Source organism: Pseudoroseomonas sp. WGS1072 (assembly GCF_049340465.1).
In the GTDB taxonomy this organism is placed as follows: domain Bacteria; phylum Pseudomonadota; class Alphaproteobacteria; order Acetobacterales; family Acetobacteraceae; genus Pseudoroseomonas.
The window spans coordinates 753,766-774,191 of record NZ_JBMPSU010000001.1 but is presented as its reverse complement, the minus strand read 5'-3'; the positions used below and the strand labels follow the sequence as shown (position 1 = coordinate 774,191).

Genomic DNA, 20,426 nt, shown 5'->3' with positions numbered 1-20,426 from the left:
TCAGCCCTCCTTCCGCATTAGCATATTGCCTGCACCATCTCGTGCGATGCGCCATCCCGGCGGCACCCATGTCGTGGAGGAGTATCCCTCCACGAGGGCGGGGCCGATGACGGCCTCGCCCTCGAGCAGCGAGGCTGCATCGGCCAGGCGCGCTGCCACGACGCGCCCGCCTGTCGTCACCTCCGCCGCCTCCGGCCGAGACAGGTTTGAAGCCCGCTCCCGAACCTCTGGAAGCGCCTCAAGCGGGTGTCGCACCCCGAAGCGCAAGCCGACCAGTTCTACCGTCCGTCCCGGCTCGCCGCCGTGCAGGTAAACCCGTCGGTGAGCCTCCGCGAAGCGGTCGCCGAGGTCGGCGGCGGTGAGCGACGGGAGGTGGCCCGGGTCCACTGCGACGGGGATCTCAAAAGCCTGGCCAACGAAGCGCATGTCGATCTCCAGCGTGTGCTCCAGCGCACCCTCCAGCCCCATGGAGGCGAAAGCGCGCCCCGCGGCTTCCCGGAAGCGCCCGTGCTCGGCCAGCAGCGCGCCCGGTGCGTCGTTGTCGAGGGGCATGCGGCGGGTTACGCCCTGGGCCATGGCATAGTCCGCGGAGAGCAGTCCGAGAGCCGAGATGACACCGGGGTTCGGCGGGACCAGGATCTCCCGGATGCCGAGTTCCTCGGCGATCTCGGCCGCGAGCAGCGGGCCGGCGCCACCGAAGGGCAGGAGCGCATAGTCGCGGGGATCCCTGCCGCGCTCGGTCGAGACCAGCTGGATCGCGCGTACGATGTTCGCGACTGCGAGCCGGATCGCCGCGGCCGCGGCTTCCCGGACATTCATGCCGAGCCGCCCGGCGATGCTCTCGAAAGCCTTGTGCGCGGCATTGGCGTCAAGCTTCATGCCTCCGCCCAGAAAGGCGTCGGGCCGAATGGTGCCGCGGACCACATGGGCGTCGGTCACCGTCGGCTGGGTGCCACCGCGTCCATAGCAGGCCGGCCCGGGATCCGCACCGGCGCTGCGTGGGCCGACGCGGAGCATGCCACCGTCGTCGATCCATACGAGGCTGCCGCCGCCAGCACCCACGGTGTTGATGTCGAGCACGGGTGTCCGGATCGGCAGGCCGTCGACTTCGGTCTCCGGCGCCAAGGAGGGCAGGCCGTCGCGAACCAGCGCGACGTCGGTTGAGGTGCCTCCCATGTCGAAGGTGATCAGGTTGCCGCGCTCGGACCGACCGGCCTGCCGGATGGCCCCCACCACGCCTGCGGCGGGCCCGCTCAGCAGAGCGCTGATGGCGTTGCTACGCATGGCAACCGCCGGTATGCGGCCGCCATTGGATTGCATAACACTGAAATGACCAGAGAAACCGGCCTTGCCCAGCGCGGCCTCGAAGCGGTCCAGGTACCCATCGATCACAGGCTGAACGTAGGCAGACAGGGCGGTGGTCGAGGCGCGTTCGAATTCGCGGAACTCGGGGGCGACCTCGTGGCTGCATGCGATGCGCACGCCAGGGATGGCATCGGCGATGATCGCGCGGAGGCGCTTCTCGTGCACCGGTTCGGCATAGGCGGAGAGGAGGCAGATGGCCACCGCTCCGTAGCCGCCGGCGCGGAGCGCCGGAATCAGGTCACGCCGGACAGTCTCCTCATCCAGTGCGAGGAGGACCTCTCCTCCTGAGCCAATGCGCTCCACCACTTCGAAGCAGTCCCGCCGCCGGACGGGCGGGACGGGCTTCCGGTAATGCAGGTCGTAGATCTGGCGGCGGTCGTGCCGCTGCATGAACAGGATGTCACGGAACCCGGCGGTGGCGATGAAGGCGATCTCCGCGCCACGCCGCTCCAGGATGGCGTTGGTGGCGACGGTCGAGCCATGCACCAGGTCCGTCACCGCTCCTGGAGCGATCCCTGCGACCTCCAGCGCATTGAAGGCGCCGATGTCGGGGCTGCGCGGTGTCGACGGAACTTTGACCACACGCACTTCGCCTCGTTCGACCGCCACGAGATCCGTGAAGGTGCCCCCGACTTCGATGCCGACCCGCATGCTCTCTACTCGCCTCTGTTCGAGGAAAGCTTAACCATCTAAGGTGGCCATGCAACAAGAGTGAAAATTAGGCCTGAAATTTTCAATGCGTGATGAGACCATGGCTTCCCCGTCTGAATCTCAGGACCTGGGCACAACGGACAGCGAGGACCGTGCCACTTCCGTCGGGCGCAAGCTGCGCGCGATGCGTCAGCGCCGCGGCTGGACGCTGGCCGAGCTATCCACCCGCTGCGGTCTTTCCCTGGGTATGCTGAGCCAAGTCGAGCGCGGTCTGTCATCGCCCTCGATCCGCTCGCTGCAGAAGCTGGCAGGCATCTTCGGCATTCCGGTCGGCTGGTTCTTCAGCGATCCCGAACCTGCGGGAGCGGGACCCAACTGGGTGCTCCGGCGCCCTCAGCGGCGGGTGCTGGACCTGCCGGCGAAGGGAATCACGAAGGAACTGCTGGTCCCAGAGGGGGACGGCAGCATGGAGCTGATGATGATCACCGTGGAACCGGGTGGCTCCTCTGGCGAAGCGCCGTATTCTCACACCGGTGAGGACGCCGGCACGGTGATTGAGGGGATGCTGGAGTTGGAGGTCGACGGCGTCTGTTCCCTGCTGCAGACCGGGGACTCCTTCCGCTTCGCGAGTACCTTGCCTCACCGCTTCAGCAATCCAGGGACTCTTCGCTGTGTGGTGGTCTGGGCCGTGACGCCGCCGCTCTATTGACGACCGAAGTGCCAGAGCACGCAGGGAAAGCCGGCTCGAGCGGTGAGCGCCAGTGATCTCCGAACGGCGGCATCATCGCGTCATGCCCATCGTTCCGGGTGATCCGCGTGAACGCAGGACAGCAAGCTTCAGGACACTGATCCATGACCCCTTTGCCGCCTAGTCTCTATGCCGCAACCGCCCGCTCCGCCCCAGCGACGCCGCCGCTCGACGGCGACCGTCAGACGGACGTCGTGGTGATCGGCGCGGGGTTCACAGGCCTTTCGACGGCCCTGCACCTCGCGGAGCGCGGTGTCCGGGTCACCGTGCTGGAGGCCAATGAGCCGGGCTGGGGAGCGTCGGGACGCAATGGTGGGCAGGTCAATCCCGGCCTGAAGCCCGATCCCGACGAGGTGGAGGCAGCGTTCGGTCCAGACCTCGGTGCCCGCATGGTGCGCTTCGCCTGGAGCGCGCCGGAAGCCACCTTTTCATTGATCCGGCGCTGGCAGATCGACTGCGATGCGCGTCAGGGTGGAACTCTGCGCGCGGCGTATCGACCTGGACCGGCCGACGCCCTGCGACGGTCCACCGAGCAAGGCCTGCGCCGGAACTTCCCGGTGACGCTGCTGGACCGGGACGCGGCACGTGAGGCGACGGGGACCGATCGTTACAGCGCGGTGATGCGCGACGCGAGTGGTGGCGATCTCCAACCTCTGGATTACGCACGCGGCCTCGCCGGAGCGGCGATGCGTGCGGGCGCGTCGATCCACGGGAGAACCCGCGTTACCGGAATGCGCCGCGCGGAGGGCCGTTGGCAGGTCAGCGCCGCAACTGGCACTGTGACAGCCGAAACGGTCGTGATGGGCACCAACGGGTACACGGACGACCTGCTGCCGGGCCTGCGGCGCAGCATCGTGCCGGTCTTCAGCTCCATTGTTGCGACGGCCCCGTTGCCTGACGCGATGGCGGCCAGCATCATGCCGATGCGTGCTTCGCTGTACGAGAGCGGCCATATCACCGTCTATCTCCGGGTGGACGCGAACAATCGCCTTCTCATCGGTGGCCGGGGTCCGCAGCGCCCCATCGAGAACGCGACACCGGTTGCCTACCTGATGCGCTACGCCGAACGCCTTTGGCCGCAGGTGACCGGTGTCGCATGGACCCACGCCTGGAATGGTCAGCTGGCGATGACCAAGGATCACTATCCGCACGTCCACCAACCCGCGCCGGGTCTGGTGTGCTGCCTGGGCTACAATGGCCGTGGCGTGGCGTTGTCGACCGCGATGGGCCGGGAGATCGCGCGGCTTGCGATCGGGACACCCGCCACCGAGATCGACATGCCTGTGTCATCGATAAAGCCGATCCCTTTTCACGGGTGCTGGCGCCTCGGCGTCCTGGCAAAGGTTCTGGAAGGGCGCGTGAGAGACCGGTTCGGTCTCTGACAGCGGTTCGCTGAGGCTTCCGCGATGTGAGTTGGCGCAACCTGGGCACTCCAAAGTGCCTTTCAGAACCGCCCTGAAGCATGTCGAGGCGGATGAGGGAGCAGGCGAGCGGCGAGGGCCTGGTGGATGTTGAGCGGCGCACGTAGCCGGTGGCCAGGCGGCGAAAGCGATTGATTCGGGCGAATGCGCGCTCGATGATCTCGGTGCGGCCCTACCGTCCGCCCAAATTCTGAAAGGCGCTGCAGATCCCGCTCTAAAGGCGTATCGCCCGCTCCAAGCTTTCCCCCAACAGCGACGATGGATCCGGAAGGCGGCGACCGCTTCCGCAACCTCGTGGGGTCGTTTCCACCGGTCCGCGATCTGCTCTAGGCTTCTCCGTAAGAAATCCGGAGGCGCCGCCATGAAGCATCCCCTCGTCGCCCTTGTCCTCGCCCTGGTCCTCACACTGGGAATCGGCGCCGCGCAGGCCGAGGCGCAGGCTCCCGCCCCGCTGCCGCCGGTGCGCGAGATCGGCAGCCTGCATGTCGGGGGACGGGTCCGCGCCCTGGATGGCCTGCCGCTGCGCGACATGGTCCCGTCCCCCGGCGCGCCGCCCATCCGCACCGACCCCAACGGCGAGTTCATGGTCGAGGGGATGTACGCGCAGTACGTGAAGCTGGTGGAGCCGCGCGCCCGCCATCCCCTCCTGTTGTGGCATGGCGGCGGCCTGACCGGCGTGACCTGGGAGACGACGCCGGATGGCCGGCCCGGCTGGCAGATGTACTTCCTGCGCCAGGGCCACGATGTCTATGTCAGCGACGCGGTCGAGCGTGGCCGCGCCGGCTGGGCCCGGTTCCCGGAGATCTTTCCCGGCGAGCCCGTCTTCCGCACCATGGGCGAGGGCTGGGGCCTGTTCCGCGTCGGCCCGCAGGAGGGCTGGAGCGCCAACCCCGCCCGCCGCCGCGCCTTCCCGGACACGCTCTTTCCCGTGGCGGCCTGGGATGCCTTCACGCGCCAGTCGGTGCCGCGCTGGACCACGACCGACAGCCAGATCCAGGCGGCGTACAACGACTACGTCCGGGCGGTCTGCCCCTGTGTCATCATCGTGCACAGCCAGGGCGGCAACTTCGCCTTCAACGCGGCCCTCGCGGCGCCGGACAAGGTGCGCGCGGTGATCGCCATCGAGCCCTCCGGCACGCCCGGTCCGGGGACGGACGCGGCAGGCCTGCGGGATGTCCCCCACCTGATCGTCTGGGGCGACCACTTCCAGGACTCGCCGTTCTGGCAGCGCATCCGCGGCAATGTGGAGCGCTGGGCCGGCACCATCCGCGCGGCGGGTGGCCGCGCCGATGTCCTGGACCTGCCGGCCGAGGGCATCCGCGGCAACAGCCACATGCTGATGATGGACCGCAACAGCGACGCCGTGGCGGCGCGCATCCAGGCCTGGATGGAGGCGCGCGGGCTGATGCGCTGAGCGCCGCTGCCGCCGGGCGCCGTCAGTTCGCCGGCGTGGCGAAGAGCGCGTTGGTGTACCAGCTGGGTGAGGGATCGTAGCGGACGCGGTGGCGCAGCCCGGCCCAGTTGACCTTCAGGTACAGGATGGGGATGACGGCGACATCCTCCATCGCGCTGCGCATGGCCTGGGCCGTCAGCGCGTCGCGCCGCGTCCGGTCCATCGTCCGCAGGGCCTCCTGCAGCAGCGCGTCCATCGCCGGGTTGCTGTAGTGCTGGCGGTTGAAGGGTCCCATCCGCAGGGTGGGGTTGCGCGTCGCCACCACCTGCTGGAGCGTGATCGCCGCCAGGTTTGAGGCATAGGTCGTCATGAACATGGCGAAGTCGCGGTTGGTCGCGCGGGTGAAGAAGGTCGCCGTCGGCAGCACCTCCACCCGCGTCTGCACGCCGATCCTGTTCAGCCCCTGCGCCACCGCCTGCAGCACGTCGGTATCGCCGGGGAACCACCCGCTCGGGCCATGCAGGGTCATGCGGAAGCCGTTCGGGTAGCCCGCCTCGGCCAGCAGGGCGCGGGCCCTGGCGACATCATGCGGGATGGGCGGCTGGTCGGGGATGCGGCCGATCGCGATGGGCGGGGCGAACTGCTCGGCCGGCGTGCCCTGGCCCGCCAGCAGCCGGTCGACGACGCCCTGCCGGTTGATGGCCATCGACATGGCCCGTCGCACCCGGACGTCCCGCAGCGGGTTGGGCACCAGCGGGCGGCCTTCGTGATCGGTGACGAAGGGCGCCTCTTCCCGCACCGTGTCCGGGAAGAGATAGGCGGTGCCGTTGCTCTCCGTGCCGAAGACGGCGATGCGCGGATCGGCTTCCAGGCGGGCGACATCCTGGGTCGGCACGGCGTCGATCAGGTCCACATCGCCGGCGCTCAGGGCGGCGACGCGGGAGCCGGCATTGCTCATGAAGCGGATCTGCACCCGCTCCCACGGCGCCGCCTCGCCCCAGAAGGCCGGGTTGCGCGCGGCCTCCAGCCGGTTGCCCTGCTCGTAGGACAGATGCCGGTAGGCGCCGGTGCCGATCATCGCGCGGCCGTTGTTGAAATCCGCCGTGGTCGCCTGCCCGTGCAGGCGCCGGGACAGGATCAGCACGGCGGTGAGTTCCGCATCCAGGAAGGGCGTGGGCTCGCTGGTGGTGACACGGAGCGTCCGGCCATCGACGATCTCGACCCTCGAGACGGTGCGGACGGTGGAGGCGAAGGACCCCGGACTGTTCGGGACATCCGGCAGCCTGGCGAAGGAGAAGGCCACGTCCTCCGGCTGCAGCGGCGTGCCGTCATGGAACCGCACGCCCTCGCGCAGACGGAACTCCCAGGTCAGGTCATCGACGATGCGCCAGGATTCCGCCAGCCGCGGCACGATCTTCCCGGCATTGTCGAAATCGACCATCGGGTCGAAGACCTGCCGCAGGATCGCGTTGTTGCTGTTCGAACGATGGAAATGCGGGTCCATCGCCGTCGGCTCCGACTGCGTCGCGATCGTCAGCGTGTTCTGGCCCTGGGTGTTCTGGCCCTGGGCGGGAGCGGCCAGGAGGCAGCAGGCGAATCCCATGATGAATGCGCGCACCCGCAATCCTCCCGCTCCCGTCGCCCTCATCCTGTTGCAAGGGCTTCGGATCACTGTCCCGTGTCCGCGGCGGCACTGTCAATGCCGGTGGCCGGGCGCCGTTCCCGTTCGCGACGAAGGATGGAAGGCCAATGGAGGATGGAAACCCAGGAGCCAAGGAAACAGGGCTTGCGTCTCGCGCCCGCAATCTCCATGTTGGCGGGGTCAGCTCGTTAGTTCGGCCTGCTCTCCTTGCTCATGACTGAGCGCCGAGCCCGGTGTCCGTCTCCTCGCGAAGTTCGATCCTCCCTGCGATCCCGTGGGGTGGTTTTTCATTTTCATTCATGAATGGACAACACCATGGCTGTCGGTACTGTGAAGTGGTTCAACGCGACCAAGGGTTTCGGCTTCATCCAGCCGGATGACGGCTCCAAGGACGTCTTCCTGCACATCTCGGACGTCCAGCGTTCCGGCCTGCGCGAGCCGCGCGAGGGCGACAAGCTGGAGTACGACCTGCAGAAGGGCCAGCAGGGCAAGGTCTCTGCCGGCAACCTGCGCCAGGCCTGAGGCCTGAAGGTCCGGGACGGCCAGGCCGCCCCGGACCGCTGCCTGCCGCCGCATGGCGGGCCCTGTGGCCCGGCCCCGGCATGGCGACCGGCGCGGCGGACACCCGTGTGATGGCCAGGGGCGAGCGGGCCGCTCCCCGCCGGATTCTTCCGGGAATCCTCCCGCTCCGCGGAGACCCTCCATGCCGCCCCACAGCCTTTCGGTCGGACAGACCGTCGAACTCTTCCCAGGCAAGCTCGAGGCCAGTGCCGCGCGGGGCACCTATACGGTGGTTCGCCTGCTGCCGAATGACGGCGCGGATCGCGAATATCGCGTGCGCAACGTGCAGGATGGGCATGAGCGCGTGGTGCGCGAGAGCCAGCTGCGCGCCGGGGCCCGAAGCCTGTTCCGCGAGCCGAAGCATCCCTGACCGGGCCGTCGGCCGCGATCAGGCGCCCGGGATCAGGTGACGGGACGGAGCGGCGGCCTGCCGGTGTGAACGGCGGGCCCGCGTCATTCCTGTCCGCGCGACCCCCTTTTGCAAAGACCCGTCGCCAGCCAGTCCTGGCAGGAGTGCGTGATGCTCGACAACAAGAAGAAATCCTCCCCCGCCCCGATGGAGCCGCCACCCGAAGCCGAGGTGGAGTATCTGTCCAAGCGGCATCGTGTCTCGCCCGCCATCATTCGTGAGATCATCCGCCGCATCGGCTCCAGCGAGCGCTCGGCGGTGGAGCGCGAGATCCGCAAGGGCATGACCCGCCGCTGAGGCGGGCCCGGCCGGGGCGGATCGCTCCGCCGGATCGGGGCCGCGCCGTTCAGGGGCGCGGATGCCTGATGAAGCAGGTGGCGGAGGCGCTGGCCAGCAGCCGCCCGGACGAATCGCGCAAGGTGCCCTCGGCCGCGCCGATGGAGCGCGACAAGTGCGTGACCAGCGCCTCGGCCACCAGATCCTCATCGACCGGAACCGGCCGCAGCATCTTGATGCCGAGATCGACCGTGGCGTAGCTGAAGCCCGGATCCAGCATGCTGTGCACCGCGCAGCCCGTTACCGAATCGAGCACCGTTGCCGCGAAGCCGCCATGCACCCCTCCCATCGGGTTGAGGTGCCGCCGGTCGGCGCGTGCGTGCAGGATCACCCGGCCCTTCGCGACCTCCATCTCCTTCAGCCCCATCGTCTCGGCCATGGAGGCGCGCGGCAGGGTGCCGGCGGCCGTGGCCTGGAGAAGCTCCAGGCCGGAGAGCGCGGCGGGGTTCATGGACGCCTCCTGGGTTCGCCGCGCCAGTAGACCGGCTTGCCGGCCCCCTGCCAAGAGGGCGGCGCCCCGAACCGATCCCCGGGAGGAGCGGCCCTACTCGTGGGGGGGCTCGTCCGGGGAAGGGGCCGGCGCGGGACGGACACGGACCCGCTCGAGGCGGAAGCCCTGCGCGGCCACCACCTCGAAAGTCAGGCCCCCGGCTTCCACCTGGTCGCCCAGATGCGGCAGGCGGCGCAACCGGTCCATCAGCAGGCCGGAGACGGTGGCATAGCCGCCGGCCGAATCCGCCAGCCGGGTGCCGAGGCGCTGGTCCAGCGCGTGCAGGTCGAGATGCGCATCGACCAGCAGCGCGCCATCCTCCTCCGCCTCCAGCCGGGCGTGGTCGTCATCCTCGTCCTGGAAGTCGCCGGCGATGGCTTCGAAGATGTCGGTCGGCGTCGCCACGCCCTCCAGCGTGCCGTACTCGTCGATCACCAGGGCCATCTGCACGCGCGAGCCGCGCAACTGCTCCATCAGCCGCAGCACGTCGAGCTGGTCGTGCACCAGCAGGGGCGGGCGCACCGAGGCGGTGAAGTCGATCCGGCCCTCCTGCATCAGATCCCGCAACAGATCCTTGGCGAGCGCCACGCCGACGATCTCCTCGATCTGCCCGCGGGCGATCAGGTAGCGCGAATGGCCGGTGCGGAGCATGATCTCGCGGTGCTGCTCGGGCGTGCCGTCCGCGTCCAGCCAGATCACCTCGTTGCGCGGCGTCATGATCGAGCGGACGCTGCGCTCGCCGAGCGCCATGACGCCCTGGACCATGGAGCGTTCCTCCGGCTTGAAGACCTGCTCGGGCGCCTCGCCGTGCGTACCGTCGGGCGCCGCGTTCTCCTCGGCCTGGCCGCCGCCGAGCAGGCGCAGCACCGCCATGGCCGTGCGGTCCCGCAGGTCGCCGGTGGCCAGGCGCTTGGCATGGCCGCGCCGGGCGAGCTGGTTGAAGGCCTCGATCAGCACCGAGAAGCCGATGGCGGCGTAGAGGTAGCCCTTGGGGATATGGAAGCCGAGGCCTTCCGCGATCAGGCTGAAGCCGATCATCAGCAGGAAGCCGAGGCAGAGGATGATGACGGTCGGATGCGCCGAGACGAAGCGCATCAGCGGGCGGGAGGCCGCGATCATCACCACGATGGCGAAGGTCACGGCGATGTACATGATGGAGAGATGCTCCACCATGCCGACCGCCGTGATGACGCTGTCGAGCGAGAAGACCGCGTCGAGCACGACGATCTGCGCGACCACCTGCCAGAAGCTGGCATAGACCCTGGTCTCGCCCTTCGCGCCGTGGCCGCCCTCCAGCCGCTCGTGCAACTCGGTGGTCGCCTTGAACAGCAGGAAGAGGCCGCCGGTGACCAGGATCAGGCCCCGGCCGGTGATCTCCATCCCCGCCACGCTGAACAGCGGCGCCGTCAGCCCGACGATCCAGGAGATGCCCGCGAGCAGGCCGAGGCGCATGAGCAGCGCCAGGGTGAGGCCAATGATGCGGGCCTTGTTGCGCTGCTCGGGCGGCAGCTTGTCGGCCAGGATGGCAATGAAGATCAGGTTGTCGATGCCGAGCACCAGCTCGAGCACGATCAGCGTCCCAAGGCCCAGCCAAGCGGTGGGATCGGCGATCCATTCCATGGTTCAGCGCGGTTCCGTCATAAAGGGAAGGGCGGGATGCGGACGGGCGGCTCAGCCCCGGCCCAGGGCGAGGCGCTGGCGCATCCAGGCGCTGACCAGGGGGCGCAGGCGCTGATAGCCGATCCAGGCGAAGAGCGCGGCGCCGAACAGGGCGGCCAGGGTGAGGGGGTTAGGGTCCGGCCCGATCTGCCGCGCCAGCCAGCCGCCGACGGAGCCCGGCATCAGGATCAGCGGCGCCCAGACCAGGGCGGAGAGAATATTGGCGCTCTGGAAGGCGCTGTTGCGCATGCCGACGACGCCGGCGGCGAGCGGCGTCACGGCGCGCATCGGGCCGATGAAGCGGCCGAAGAAGACCGCCCACCAGCCCCAGCGGCGGAACACGACGACGGACCAGGCGTAGATCCGCCGGCAGGACCGGGGCAGGCGGCGGCGCACGGCATGCGGCCCGACCCAGCGGGCCAGCCAGTAGCCGGCCGCGTCGCCCAGGACGCCGCCGATGACGCAGCCGAGCAGCACCGGCCAGGGCGAGACGAGGCCGCTGCCGAGCAGGGCGCCGATGCCGAGCAGCAGGGCGGTGGAGGGCACCAGGATGCTGACGACCGGAAAGGATTCCAGAAAGGCGATGAGGAAGGTCGCGGGCGCCGCCCAGGCGGCATTCGCGGTCACCCAGGCCCCGAAGGCCGCGCTCCAATCGTCCAGCATGGCTGCTCGGTATCAGCTTCGCGAGGGCCATGCCAATGGTTTCGCTGTGAGCGCCGGGACGCAGGGTCGGCCCTGGGCACGGCGAGGCCTTATTCAACCTGTGATTGCCGATCCGGCCGATGCCGCGGGGCACGGCCGGATCACGGGCCTTTGCGGCGGGCCGGATTATGCCCGGTCGGCTTCCGCATTGCCGGGCCATGAAGAGTGTGCAACATTTCAATTTAATGACACTTGTTCGCCGCGGGAGACAGGCGCGCCTCGGGGGCCCGCTCCACGGCAACGGGAGAGAAATGTTCGGCGCCCCCTCCGGGAGCGCCGGTGCAAGGACTTCACGGCATGCTTGCAGCGCTCGACCTTCAGCTTTTCCAGGCCTTCAATGGCTGGGCGGGCCGAAGCTATGCTTTCGACCGCGCGGTGGTCAGCCTGACCAACATGCATCTGGTCAAGACGGCGCCGCTGATCGCCGCCTTCTGCTGGTACTGGTTCAATCCCGACAGACGGCGCGGCGGGCCGGATGACACGGAGCTGCGCCACAACCGCCATTTCCTGATCTTCTCCAGCCTGGCGGCGGCGGTGCTCGCCTGCGGCCTGTCGCGGCTGGTCCAGAACGTGATGTGGGAACGGCCGAGGCCGATCAACGATCCCACCCTCGGCGCCATCCGCCCGCTCGGGCTAAGCGAGGACTACCTCGCCAACTACAGCTCCTTTCCGAGCGACAACGCGGCGATGACCTTCGCCCTGGCCACGGGGCTGTTCCTCATCGCGCGCGGGCCGGGCATCGCCGCCTTCCTCTGGGCCCTTCTCGTCGCCTGCCTGCCGCGCGTCTTCGCCGGCTTCCACTATCCGAGCGACATCCTGGGCGGCGCGGTGCTGGGCGTGGCCGTGACCCTCCTGGTGGTGCGGCGGGCGTGGCTCCGGCGGCCCTATGAATGGGCCATCGGGCTGCACGACCGGCGCCCCGGCCTGTTCTACGCCGCCGGCTTCATCGCGGCCTACCAGATGACCACCTTCTTCGGCGACCTGCGGGAACTGGGCGAGAAGACCGCGATCTTCCTCCGCGCGACCCTCTGAGCCCGGCCGGGCGGGCGGTCCCCGCCCCCGCGCCTCAGCGGGAAGCGGCGCCGGTCAGGCGGACCAGCCGCTCCATCAGGATGACGTCGTCCCGCTGCAGCCGTGCCATCTCGGCGGCGCTGCCGCCGGCCGGCAGGTAGCCCAGCTCCTCCATCCGCCGCCGCGTCGCCGGCGTGCCCACCGAGGCGACGACGAAGGTGTGGCCATCCGGCGCGCTGCGCGCCACCGCCTCGGAGGCGAGGTTGCCGGCGGCGCCGACGCGGTTCTCGACGACGACCGGCTGCCCCAGCGGGGCGGCGATCGCATCGGCGATGAGCCGGGCGGAGATGTCGGTGCTGCCGCCCGGCGCGAAGCCCACCATCAGGCGAACCGGCCGGCCGGGCGACCAGCGCGCGGGGGAGGCGGGCTGCGCCCGCGCCAGGCCAGACCATGCCAGGGGAGAGCCTGCCAAGGGGGCGAGAGCCAGCGCCCGCGCGGCGTCGCGTCGTTTCATGGGTCGTTTCCTCCTGTCGCGGCTTATGGCGCCGCGACAGGACTATCCGACAGGCGGGCGGTGGGGAGAAGCCCTGCCCCGCCCGGGGACGCTACCCGGGGACGCTCAGGCCTCCGGCGCGTACTTGATGGCGCAGCCGTAGTTGCGCGTCACGGGCTGGGCCACCGGCCGGCCCTCGGCCACCGCCAGCATGGCGTCGCGCGCGAGCGGCTGCGCCTTCGGCACGTCCGCCACCTTGCTGGAGGGGATGCTGTCGATGCCACCCATGTAGCGCAGCACGCCCTCGGCATCGATGACGTACATATGCGGCGTCGTGGTGGCGGCATAGGCGCGGGCGATGCGGCTCATCGGATCGAGCAGCACGGCGGCGGGCGCGGCCTCGCGGCTGGCGGTCAGCGCCCTGGCCTGCTCCGGCGTGACATGCCCCTGCGCGCCCTCGGGCGAGGAGGCGATGGAGAGCCAGGCCACCCCCTTCCCGGCGGCGAGGCGCTGGATCTGCTGCATGTTGCCGCTCTCATAGTGCTTCCGCACGAAGGGGCAGTCGTGGTTGGTCCATTCCAGCACCACCACCTTGCCGCGGTAGTCGGCCAGGCTATGGGTCCTGCCGTCCTGATCCGGCGCCGAGAAGGCGGGGGCCGGGGCGCCGATGCTCGGCGCGGCCAGGGCCTGGCGGGACAGGAAGGGCAGGCTGGCGATGGCGGCGCTGGCCAGGCCGAGACGGGACAGGGCGGCGCGGCGGGGGATCGGCATCGTCATGACGGGTCGTCCTCTCTTCGGGTGCGTCGTCGGTTCGGTGGTGCTCCGGCCGGGATCAGCCCCGGCCGGAGGCGGAAGGTCCGGGCAGGGCCCGCAGCACGATCGCCTCGGTCAGGATCTGCGGCAGCACCTCCGGCTCGCCGCCACCGGGCGGATAGACGAGATAGAGCGGCACGCCCTCGCGCCCATGCCGGCGGAGCTGCGCGGCGATGGCCGGGCCGCCATCGGTCCAGTCGCCCTTCAGATAGGCGATGCCACGCTCCTGGAAGGCCTGGCGCACCGCGGCGCTGTCCAGCGCCACCCGCTCATTGACCTTGCAGGTGATGCACCAGGCGGCGGTCATGTTGACGAAGACCGGCCGCCCCTCGGCGCGCAGCGCGGCCAGCCGCGCCTCGGACCAGGGCTCGGCCGCCTCCGTGGCGGCGGCCGCCGCGGCGGGGGCGGGGCGCGCGCCGAGCTGCGGCAGCAGCGCCAGGGCGCCGAGGAGGGCCAGCGCGGCGCCGCCCCGGCCCAGCCAGTGCCCGCGCCGGCTCCGCGCCTGCTGCGCCGCGCCCAGCGCCCAGGCGCCGAAGCCGATGGCGAGCCCGCCCGCCAGCGCCGCCGCCAGCGCCGCGGGCCCGACCATCTGCGCCAGCACCCAGAGCAGCCAGAGCGCGGCGCCATACATCGGGAAGGCCAGGACCTGCTTCAGCCGCTCCATCCAGAGGCCGGGACGCGGCAGCAGCCGGGCGAGGCCGGGGGCCAGGGCCAGCAGCGCATAGGGCGCCGCCATGCCGAACCCCATGGCGGCGAAGACGGCGAGCGTCGCGGCCGGCGGCATGGCCATGGCGGCGCCGATGGCGGCGGCCATGAAGGGCGCGGTGCAGGGGGTGGCGACCAGCACGGCGAGGCCGCCGGTGGCAAAGCTGCCCAGATGCCCCCCGCGCGCGGCGAGGCCCGATCCGGCGCCCACCGGCCCGCCGATCTGGAACACGCCGGAGAGGTTGAGCCCGACCGCCAGCATCAGCCACCCCATGAGGGCCACGAAGACCGGCGAGGTGAACTGGAAGCCCCAGCCGGCCACGCCGCCGGCGGCGCGCAGCGCGATCATCGCCCCGGCCAGAACCAGGAAGGACAGCACCACCCCGGCGGTGTAGCTGGCGGCATGGCTGCGCACCGTGCCGCGCGCCGCGCCCGAGAGCTTCGCCACGGCCATGGCCTTCATCGCCAGGATCGGGAAGACGCAGGGCATCAGGTTCAGGATCAGCCCGCCCAGCGCCGCCGAGAGCAGCACCTGCCAGAGCGGCCACCCGGCCAGGGCCGGAGCCGCGCCGCCCAGGGCGGCCGGAACCGCGCCGGGCACGGCGGACACCGTGAAGGCGCTGCGCGTCCCCGCGGTGTCGGTGATCGTCACCACCCCCGCGAGCGGCCCCTCGGCCAGCGGCGCCGCGCCGCGCGTCAGGCCGAGGCGCAGCGATCCTTCCGCCACCTCCATCGGCTGCGGCCCGGCATGATCCAGCGCGCCCCATTCGGCGGGGAAGAACCAGGCCGCCTTCACCGTGGCCGGCGAGAGGTCGGGGCCATCCAGCCGCAGCGCGCCCTGCCGGTCCTCGAAGCCCAGGCTGGCGGCCCAGGGGCTGGGGCGGGGCAGGGCGGCCTCGGCCTCCCGGAAGGCGCCGGCCAGGGCGGGGTCGGGGCGCGGCGCCGCCTCCACCGGCAGGTCCAGGCGGAAGACGCCCTCCTCGGGGATGCAGACCTGCTCGCAGACCAGCCAGCTCGCCGTCGCCTCGAGGGTCAGGACATCGCCCGGCCGCAGATCCGCCGGCGGCGTCACCGTCAGCGGCAGCAGCACCTGGTTCTCGTAGCCGTAGTTGACCAGCGGGCCGAAGGGAATGCGGTCCGGCGCCGGCCAGTCGAAGCCGGTGGCGGCGGTGCCCTCCGGCCCCGTCAGCGCCAGCTCCGGCGGCGTGCCGGCATCGCCCGGATTGATCCAGTAGGTGTGCCAGCCGGGCGCCAGCACCTGCTTCAGGCCGAGGCGGAAGGGCTGGCCGGGCGCCACCGCCGAGAGCTCGGCGGCCAGGCTCATGGCGGTGCGCTCGCTGCGGACCGGCGCGCTCTCCAGCGCCAGCGCGGGCGTGCCGAGCGCCAGGAGCGCGGCCAGGGTCAGGGCGGGACGGAACATGACGGGATGGAAAGCCAATTCCGGCCCCGAAGGAAAGGGGCAAGAGGTGACGAAAGGTTGCGCCGCATCGCGACGCCCCTCCCGACGCCTCGTCCCGCCGCCTCTCAGGCGATCAGCACGCTGTCCTCCGACCAGCCCAGGAAGGCCACCGCGCCGGTCTGCGGCGTGTCGGTCCCGTCGGGCCGGTCATAGATCAGCAGCAGGTCCTCGCCCTCCGCGCCGATGGTGAAGCGGCCGGCGCCGGTCAGCGCGCCGCGCAGATAGGCATAGTCCCCGTCATGCAGCAGCGGCGCGCGCCCGCCGCCGGTGCCGGGCCAGGTGATGCCGGCCAGGTGAACCGGCGCCTCGCGCAGCGCCGCCTCCCCGCCGCCGCCGAGGATGACCCGCTCCCCGGCCTGGTAGTCGGTGATGACGTCGATCACGCCGCTGAGCGCGTCGCCCTCGGAAAGCGCGCCGTCGGTGTCGCCATGGGCCAGCAGGACGCTCTGGTTGTGCAGGGCGAAGCGGTCGGCGCCGCTGCCGCCCGTCAGGGTCACGCCGCTCTCGACGAGATGCGTGCGGGCCGGACCGGCGCTGAAGGACATCAGCAGGTCGTTGCCGCTGCCGCCGTCCAGCGTGGTGCGCCGGCTGTGCGAGGTCAGGGTGTCGTTGCCGCTGCCGCCGAAGGCGGCGTTGTCCAGGCCGATCGGGCCGCCCAGGATCAGCGTGTCGTTGCCGCCATCGCCGTAGATGCGGTGGTTGCTGCCGAAGGCCGAGATGCGGTCGTCCCCGGAGCCGCCGAAGGCGATGCCGTGGTGGCTCTCGCCAGGCTGGAACCGGTCGCCCAGGGTCAGCGTGTCATGGCCCTGATCGCCGAGCAGGGCGTTGCGGCCGCCGAGGGCGGTGAGCTGGTCGTCGCCCTGCCCGCCCATCAGCAGGTTGCCCAGCGCCTTCGCGGAGCCGGCGCCGGTGTCGGACAGGACGAGGTCGTTGCCACGGCCGGCGAAGACCACCTTCATCCGGCCCTGGACCTCGATCTCGTCGGCGCCGGCGGTGCCGAGGACGAGCGTGCCGTCCAGCCAGTCCCGCAACGGGTCGAGATCGGGCAGAAGGTCGATGGGGCGGAGCCGGAGAAGCGCCATGTCGGGAATCCTCCTCTGGGCCGGGTCCGCCTTCCATCGGGCGGCGGACCCGGCCGGTGATGAAGAGAATTCTAATTCAGCAATCCATGATTGTGGAAGTCGATAGGAATACAATTACACGTCAAGGTTGTGATGCCGTCATCCCGCCAGGGGAGAGTCCGCCAGGACCTGCAGATGGCCCAGCGAGCAGCGCTCCACCCGCGCCGCGACACCATAGACCTCAGCCAGGAGCGCCGGGGTGAGGGTGGCCTCCGGCGAGCCCTCGGCGTGCACCGTGCCGCCGGCGATGGCGATGACATGATCCGCGAACCGCGCGGCCAGGCCGAGATCGTGCACGACGATGATGGTGACGAGGCCCTTCTCCCAGGTCAGCGCCTGCACCAGCTGCATGACCTGGAGCTGGAAGCGCAGGTCCAGCGCGCTGGTCGGCTCGTCCAGCAGCAGCACCTCGGGCTGCCGCACCAGGGCCTGCGCCAGGCCGGCGAGCTGGCGCTGGCCGCCGGAGAGCCGGTCCAGCCCGGTCAGCGCCAGGTGGCCGATGCCGATCCGCTCCAGCAGGTCCAGCGCCCGCTCCGCCGCCAGCTTGGCGGAGATCAGCCCCTCGCCGCCGGCGGGACTGGCCTTCAGCGCGCTGACCAGCGTCTCGAGCACGGTCAGCGCCACGCCCTGCGGCAGGCTCTGCGGCATGTAGGCGATGTGCCGGGCGCGGCGCTCCAGCCGCTGCCCCACCATCTCCTGGCCGTTCAGCTTCACCGAGCCGCGCGCCGGCAGCAGTCCGGCCAGGCCGCGCAGCAGGGTCGACTTGCCGGCGCCGTTGGGGCCGACCAGGGCGGTGATATGGCCGCCCCGGAGCGGCTTCAGCGACACGTCCTGCAGGATGACGCGACGGCCATAGCCGAGGGTCAGGCGCTCGATCTCCAGCCGCAGGGGCGGGGCGGCGGGCCGCTCCGGCGCGGTCATGCCTGGGTTCTCCCGCGCGCTCACGCGAGGGCTCTCCCGCGCGCTCACGCGCGACGCCCCCGGGTGAAGACCAGCGCGACGAAGACCGGCACGCCGACCAGCGCGGTGACGATGCCGATCGGCACCAGCAGCCCGGGCACCAGCATCTTGCTGGCCAGGGAGGAGAGCGAGAGCAGCAGCGCGCCGCAGAGCGCGCTGGCCGGCAGGAAGAAGCGGTGATCCTCCCCCACCATCAGCCGCGCCGCATGCGGCCCGACCAGCCCGATGAAGCCGATGGTGCCGACGAAGGCGACCGAGACGCCGGAGAGCACGCTGACCCGGAACAACGCCCCGTCGCGCAGCCGGTTGGCATCGACACCGAAGGAGAGCGCCCGCTCCTCGCCCAGCCGCAGGGCGGTGAGCTTCCAGCTCGCCCGGGCGCAGAAGGGGATGGTGACGGCCAGCGCCAGGGCCATGACGCCGATCTTCGGCCAGGTGGCGCGCGCCAGGCTGCCCATGGACCAGAAGACCAGCTGCTGCAGCGCCTGCTCGGTGGCGATGAACTGCAGCAGGGCGACGGCCGCGTTGAAGGCGAAGACGAGCGCGATGCCGAAGAGCACCAGCGCCTCGACCCCCGCCCCGCGCAGCCTCGACAGGCTGCGCAGCAGCAGCACCGAGCCGAAGGCGAAGAGGAAGGCGTTGCCCGGCAGCAGCCAGCTCTGCGGCAGCCAGGGAATGCCGACGCCGATGACGATGGCCAGCGCCGCGCCCAGCGAGGCGGCGGAGGAGACGCCCAGGGTGAAGGGGCTGGCCAGCGGATTGTTCAGCACCGTCTGCATCTCCGCCCCGGCCAGCGCCAGGGCGGCGCCGACCAGCACGGCCATGACCGCGTAGGGCAGCCGCACGTCCCAGACGATGACGGAGACCGGCCCGGTCGCCGAGCCGGGGTCCAGCAGCACGCCCAGCACATCCGAGAGACCCAGGCGCGACGGGCCGGTGGCGACATCGAGCAGCAGCGAGGCCAGCGTCAGCAGCGCCAGCAGCACGAGCAGCGCCGTGCGGCGCCAGAGCAGGGCGCGGTAGCCATCCGAGGCGGTCGCCGTCACGGCGGCGCTCATTGCCGGCTCATCCGGATGGCGCCCGGGCGCGGCGGCGGCACGGGGTCCGGGCGGCGGGGGAGCGGCCGGGTGCGGCGGGGGCTGGGCGGCAAGAGCGCATCCTTCGGAGTGAGGCGGGGCCGGCGGCCTGATGGCGGGAGTCCCGGCAATCCATAATCATTCGCAACCGCCGCACCAAGCCCCATCCGCGGGCGGGGCGGCCGCGCGGCCGGCCCGGTTCAGCCGGCCTGGGGCGGCCGGCGGCCGACCTGCACCGCCAGATCCCGCTGCCGCCCCTCGCGCAGCAGGGTGATGCGGATGGTCTGGCCCGGCGGGGTGATGGCGACGCCGCGCGTCAGGGCGCGCACCGTCTCGACCCGCTCGCCGTTCAGCGCGGTGATGATGTCGCCGGGGCGCAGCCCGGCGCGGGCGGCGGGGCTGTTGCGCTCCAGGCTCTGCACCTGCACGCCGCGGTTGCGCCCGCCCGGCGTCGTCTCGCCGCCGACATCCTGGACCGCCACGCCGAGCCAGCCACGCTCCACCCGCCCGTCGCGCCGCAGCTGGTCGATCACGCCGCGCGCCAGGTCGGAAGGGGTGGCGAAGCCGATGCCGGCCGAGGCGCCGGAGGGCGAGTAGATGGCGGTGTTGATGCCGATCACCTCGCCGGCCGCGTTGAACAGCGGCCCGCCGGAATTGCCCGGGTTGATGGCGGCGTCGGTCTGGATGAAGTCATCGAAGGGTCCGGCGCCGATCTCGCGCCCGCGTGCCGAGACGATGCCGGAGGTGACGGTGCCGCCGAGGCCGAAGGGGTTGCCCGCCGCCAGCACCCACTGGCCCACGCGGATGCTGCCCGAGGCCCCCCAGGGGACGGCGGCGAGCGGCGCGCGCGGCTCGACGCGGAGCAGGGCGAGGTCGGTCAGCTCGTCCGTGCCGACGACCCGGGCCGGCAGCTCGGTGCCATCCTGCAGCGAGACGACGACCCGCGCGGCCTCGCCCACCACATGGTTGTTGGTGACGATATAGCCCGCCGGGTCGATGACGAAGCCGGAGCCCGCCCCCTGCACCTGCTGCCGCCCGCGGCGTTCGCGGAAGTAGCGCTCGAAGGGGGTGCCGCGCAGTTCGGGCGGGATCTGCGTCGTGGTCTGCTCGGTGAGCACGGCGATGTTCACCACCGCCGGCAGCACCCGCTCGGCCAGGTCGGCGAAATCGGGCATCAGGCCGCGCTGGGCCTGGGCCGGCACGCGGGCGCAGGCGGTGAGCAGGGCCAGGCTGGAGAGGCCGGCGAGGACGAGGCGGCGGGAGGCGGCGGGCTGGGGGGTGATCATCGTCTCATCCCTGGTGGCGGGCGCGGTGGGGGCTGCGGCTCTGACGTCACATTGAGCAAGGCCGGGCGTAAGGCAAGCCCGCGCGGGCGTGGCCGCCGCAAACCGCCCGCCTCGAACCACTTGTC

At 71.1% G+C, this 20,426-nt stretch carries 19 protein-coding genes; 7 read left to right on the top strand and 12 right to left on the bottom strand.

What is annotated here, in order from left to right; genetic code table 11:
• Nucleotides 1-2,016, bottom strand: a complete 2,016-nt coding sequence (locus ACF3NH_RS03735; RefSeq protein WP_422921907.1) for a hydantoinase/oxoprolinase family protein — start codon at nucleotides 2,014-2,016, stop codon at nucleotides 1-3.
• A gap of 85 nt (nucleotides 2,017-2,101) precedes the next feature.
• Between ACF3NH_RS03735 and ACF3NH_RS03730 the strand changes: the two genes are divergently transcribed.
• The 3 genes from ACF3NH_RS03730 to ACF3NH_RS03720 all read left to right on the top strand — a co-directional run bounded on the left by ACF3NH_RS03730 (nucleotide 2,102) and on the right by ACF3NH_RS03720 (nucleotide 5,599).
• Nucleotides 2,102-2,725: a cupin domain-containing protein gene (locus ACF3NH_RS03730; RefSeq protein WP_198365695.1), complete on the top strand. Its 624-nt coding sequence runs from the start codon at nucleotides 2,102-2,104 to the stop codon at nucleotides 2,723-2,725.
• A gap of 143 nt (nucleotides 2,726-2,868) precedes the next feature.
• Nucleotides 2,869-4,146: an NAD(P)/FAD-dependent oxidoreductase gene (locus ACF3NH_RS03725; protein ID WP_422921906.1), complete on the top strand. Its 1,278-nt coding sequence runs from the start codon at nucleotides 2,869-2,871 to the stop codon at nucleotides 4,144-4,146.
• 400 nt (nucleotides 4,147-4,546) lie between these two features.
• Nucleotides 4,547-5,599 carry an alpha/beta hydrolase gene (locus ACF3NH_RS03720; RefSeq protein WP_232477002.1) on the top strand — a complete coding sequence of 351 codons (1,053 nt, stop codon included), beginning with the start codon at nucleotides 4,547-4,549 and terminating at the stop codon, nucleotides 5,597-5,599.
• 22 nt (nucleotides 5,600-5,621) lie between these two features.
• Here the strand turns inward: ACF3NH_RS03720 and ACF3NH_RS03715 are convergent, their stop codons facing one another.
• Nucleotides 5,622-7,196, bottom strand: a complete 1,575-nt coding sequence (locus ACF3NH_RS03715; protein ID WP_422921905.1) for an ABC transporter substrate-binding protein — start codon at nucleotides 7,194-7,196, stop codon at nucleotides 5,622-5,624.
• 339 nt (nucleotides 7,197-7,535) lie between these two features.
• Here ACF3NH_RS03715 and ACF3NH_RS03710 point away from each other — a divergent pair, with 339 nt between their 5' ends.
• The 3 genes from ACF3NH_RS03710 to ACF3NH_RS03700 all read left to right on the top strand — a co-directional run bounded on the left by ACF3NH_RS03710 (nucleotide 7,536) and on the right by ACF3NH_RS03700 (nucleotide 8,487).
• Nucleotides 7,536-7,742, top strand: a complete 207-nt coding sequence (locus tag ACF3NH_RS03710; protein ID WP_198365698.1) for a cold-shock protein — start codon at nucleotides 7,536-7,538, stop codon at nucleotides 7,740-7,742.
• Nucleotides 7,743-7,923: 181 nt separating this feature from the next.
• A complete protein-coding gene (locus ACF3NH_RS03705; protein ID WP_198365699.1) occupies nucleotides 7,924-8,151 on the top strand; it encodes a hypothetical protein in 228 nt (75 codons plus the stop codon).
• Nucleotides 8,152-8,301: 150 nt separating this feature from the next.
• The gene (locus tag ACF3NH_RS03700) at nucleotides 8,302-8,487 is read left to right on the top strand and encodes a hypothetical protein (protein WP_198365700.1); all 186 of its coding nucleotides are present in this window, start codon (nucleotides 8,302-8,304) and stop codon (nucleotides 8,485-8,487) included.
• A gap of 49 nt (nucleotides 8,488-8,536) precedes the next feature.
• Here ACF3NH_RS03700 and ACF3NH_RS03695 read toward each other — a convergent pair whose 3' ends face one another.
• The 3 genes from ACF3NH_RS03695 to ACF3NH_RS03685 all read right to left on the bottom strand — a co-directional run bounded on the left by ACF3NH_RS03695 (nucleotide 8,537) and on the right by ACF3NH_RS03685 (nucleotide 11,338).
• A complete protein-coding gene (locus ACF3NH_RS03695) occupies nucleotides 8,537-8,977 on the bottom strand; it encodes a PaaI family thioesterase (RefSeq protein ID WP_198365701.1) in 441 nt (146 codons plus the stop codon).
• A 93-nt stretch (nucleotides 8,978-9,070) separates the two neighbouring features.
• On the bottom strand, nucleotides 9,071-10,636 hold the full coding sequence (locus ACF3NH_RS03690; protein WP_422921904.1) for a TerC family protein: 1,566 nt from the start codon (nucleotides 10,634-10,636) through the stop codon (nucleotides 9,071-9,073).
• A 51-nt stretch (nucleotides 10,637-10,687) separates the two neighbouring features.
• Nucleotides 10,688-11,338, bottom strand: coding sequence for a DedA family protein (locus ACF3NH_RS03685; protein ID WP_422921903.1), 651 nt, complete (start codon nucleotides 11,336-11,338; stop codon nucleotides 10,688-10,690).
• A gap of 336 nt (nucleotides 11,339-11,674) precedes the next feature.
• Here ACF3NH_RS03685 and ACF3NH_RS03680 point away from each other — a divergent pair, with 336 nt between their 5' ends.
• Nucleotides 11,675-12,409 (top strand): phosphatase PAP2 family protein, encoded by a 735-nt coding sequence (locus tag ACF3NH_RS03680; RefSeq protein WP_422921902.1) that lies wholly within the window; start codon nucleotides 11,675-11,677, stop codon nucleotides 12,407-12,409.
• A 34-nt stretch (nucleotides 12,410-12,443) separates the two neighbouring features.
• Here ACF3NH_RS03680 and ACF3NH_RS03675 read toward each other — a convergent pair whose 3' ends face one another.
• The 7 genes from ACF3NH_RS03675 to ACF3NH_RS03645 form a co-directional block, all read right to left on the bottom strand.
• The gene (locus ACF3NH_RS03675) at nucleotides 12,444-12,902 is read right to left on the bottom strand and encodes a Bug family tripartite tricarboxylate transporter substrate binding protein (RefSeq protein WP_422921901.1); all 459 of its coding nucleotides are present in this window, start codon (nucleotides 12,900-12,902) and stop codon (nucleotides 12,444-12,446) included.
• A 105-nt stretch (nucleotides 12,903-13,007) separates the two neighbouring features.
• The gene (locus ACF3NH_RS03670; RefSeq protein ID WP_198365706.1) at nucleotides 13,008-13,658 is read right to left on the bottom strand and encodes a thioredoxin family protein; all 651 of its coding nucleotides are present in this window, start codon (nucleotides 13,656-13,658) and stop codon (nucleotides 13,008-13,010) included.
• 55 nt (nucleotides 13,659-13,713) lie between these two features.
• Nucleotides 13,714-15,819, bottom strand: a complete 2,106-nt coding sequence (locus ACF3NH_RS03665; RefSeq protein ID WP_422921900.1) for a protein-disulfide reductase DsbD family protein — start codon at nucleotides 15,817-15,819, stop codon at nucleotides 13,714-13,716.
• Nucleotides 15,820-15,923: 104 nt separating this feature from the next.
• Nucleotides 15,924-16,940 (bottom strand): calcium-binding protein, encoded by a 1,017-nt coding sequence (locus ACF3NH_RS03660; protein ID WP_422921898.1) that lies wholly within the window; start codon nucleotides 16,938-16,940, stop codon nucleotides 15,924-15,926.
• A 138-nt stretch (nucleotides 16,941-17,078) separates the two neighbouring features.
• The gene (locus ACF3NH_RS03655) at nucleotides 17,079-17,900 is read right to left on the bottom strand and encodes an ABC transporter ATP-binding protein (RefSeq protein WP_198365708.1); all 822 of its coding nucleotides are present in this window, start codon (nucleotides 17,898-17,900) and stop codon (nucleotides 17,079-17,081) included.
• Between the two features lie 44 nt (nucleotides 17,901-17,944).
• Complete coding sequence (locus ACF3NH_RS03650; protein WP_422921897.1) at nucleotides 17,945-18,997, bottom strand: FecCD family ABC transporter permease; 1,053 nt, start codon at nucleotides 18,995-18,997, stop codon at nucleotides 17,945-17,947.
• A gap of 218 nt (nucleotides 18,998-19,215) precedes the next feature.
• Nucleotides 19,216-20,301 carry a S1C family serine protease gene (locus tag ACF3NH_RS03645; RefSeq protein WP_198365710.1) on the bottom strand — a complete coding sequence of 362 codons (1,086 nt, stop codon included), beginning with the start codon at nucleotides 20,299-20,301 and terminating at the stop codon, nucleotides 19,216-19,218.
• Between the last annotated feature and the right edge of the window lie 125 nt (nucleotides 20,302-20,426).

Bases quoted from the DNA above. Each gene is read 5' to 3' on its own strand.
- ACF3NH_RS03735 (WP_422921907.1), bottom strand. From the start codon at position 2,016: ATGCGGGTCGGCATCGAAGTCGGGGGCACCTTCACGGATCTCGTGGCG.
- ACF3NH_RS03665 (WP_422921900.1), bottom strand. From the start codon at position 15,819: ATGTTCCGTCCCGCCCTGACCCTGGCCGCGCTCCTGGCGCTCGGCACG.
- ACF3NH_RS03725 (WP_422921906.1), top strand. From the start codon at position 2,869: ATGACCCCTTTGCCGCCTAGTCTCTATGCCGCAACCGCCCGCTCCGCC.
- ACF3NH_RS03645 (WP_198365710.1), bottom strand. From the start codon at position 20,301: ATGATCACCCCCCAGCCCGCCGCCTCCCGCCGCCTCGTCCTCGCCGGC.
- ACF3NH_RS03720 (WP_232477002.1), top strand. From the start codon at position 4,547: ATGAAGCATCCCCTCGTCGCCCTTGTCCTCGCCCTGGTCCTCACACTG.
- ACF3NH_RS03660 (WP_422921898.1), bottom strand. From the start codon at position 16,940: ATGGCGCTTCTCCGGCTCCGCCCCATCGACCTTCTGCCCGATCTCGAC.
- ACF3NH_RS03690 (WP_422921904.1), bottom strand. From the start codon at position 10,636: ATGGAATGGATCGCCGATCCCACCGCTTGGCTGGGCCTTGGGACGCTG.
- ACF3NH_RS03680 (WP_422921902.1), top strand. From the start codon at position 11,675: ATGCTTGCAGCGCTCGACCTTCAGCTTTTCCAGGCCTTCAATGGCTGG.
- ACF3NH_RS03695 (WP_198365701.1), bottom strand. From the start codon at position 8,977: ATGAACCCCGCCGCGCTCTCCGGCCTGGAGCTTCTCCAGGCCACGGCC.
- ACF3NH_RS03700 (WP_198365700.1), top strand. From the start codon at position 8,302: ATGCTCGACAACAAGAAGAAATCCTCCCCCGCCCCGATGGAGCCGCCA.
- ACF3NH_RS03650 (WP_422921897.1), bottom strand. From the start codon at position 18,997: ATGAGCGCCGCCGTGACGGCGACCGCCTCGGATGGCTACCGCGCCCTG.
- ACF3NH_RS03730 (WP_198365695.1), top strand. From the start codon at position 2,102: ATGCGTGATGAGACCATGGCTTCCCCGTCTGAATCTCAGGACCTGGGC.
- ACF3NH_RS03675 (WP_422921901.1), bottom strand. From the start codon at position 12,902: ATGAAACGACGCGACGCCGCGCGGGCGCTGGCTCTCGCCCCCTTGGCA.
- ACF3NH_RS03685 (WP_422921903.1), bottom strand. From the start codon at position 11,338: ATGCTGGACGATTGGAGCGCGGCCTTCGGGGCCTGGGTGACCGCGAAT.
- ACF3NH_RS03705 (WP_198365699.1), top strand. From the start codon at position 7,924: ATGCCGCCCCACAGCCTTTCGGTCGGACAGACCGTCGAACTCTTCCCA.
- ACF3NH_RS03670 (WP_198365706.1), bottom strand. From the start codon at position 13,658: ATGACGATGCCGATCCCCCGCCGCGCCGCCCTGTCCCGTCTCGGCCTG.
- ACF3NH_RS03655 (WP_198365708.1), bottom strand. From the start codon at position 17,900: ATGACCGCGCCGGAGCGGCCCGCCGCCCCGCCCCTGCGGCTGGAGATC.
- ACF3NH_RS03710 (WP_198365698.1), top strand. From the start codon at position 7,536: ATGGCTGTCGGTACTGTGAAGTGGTTCAACGCGACCAAGGGTTTCGGC.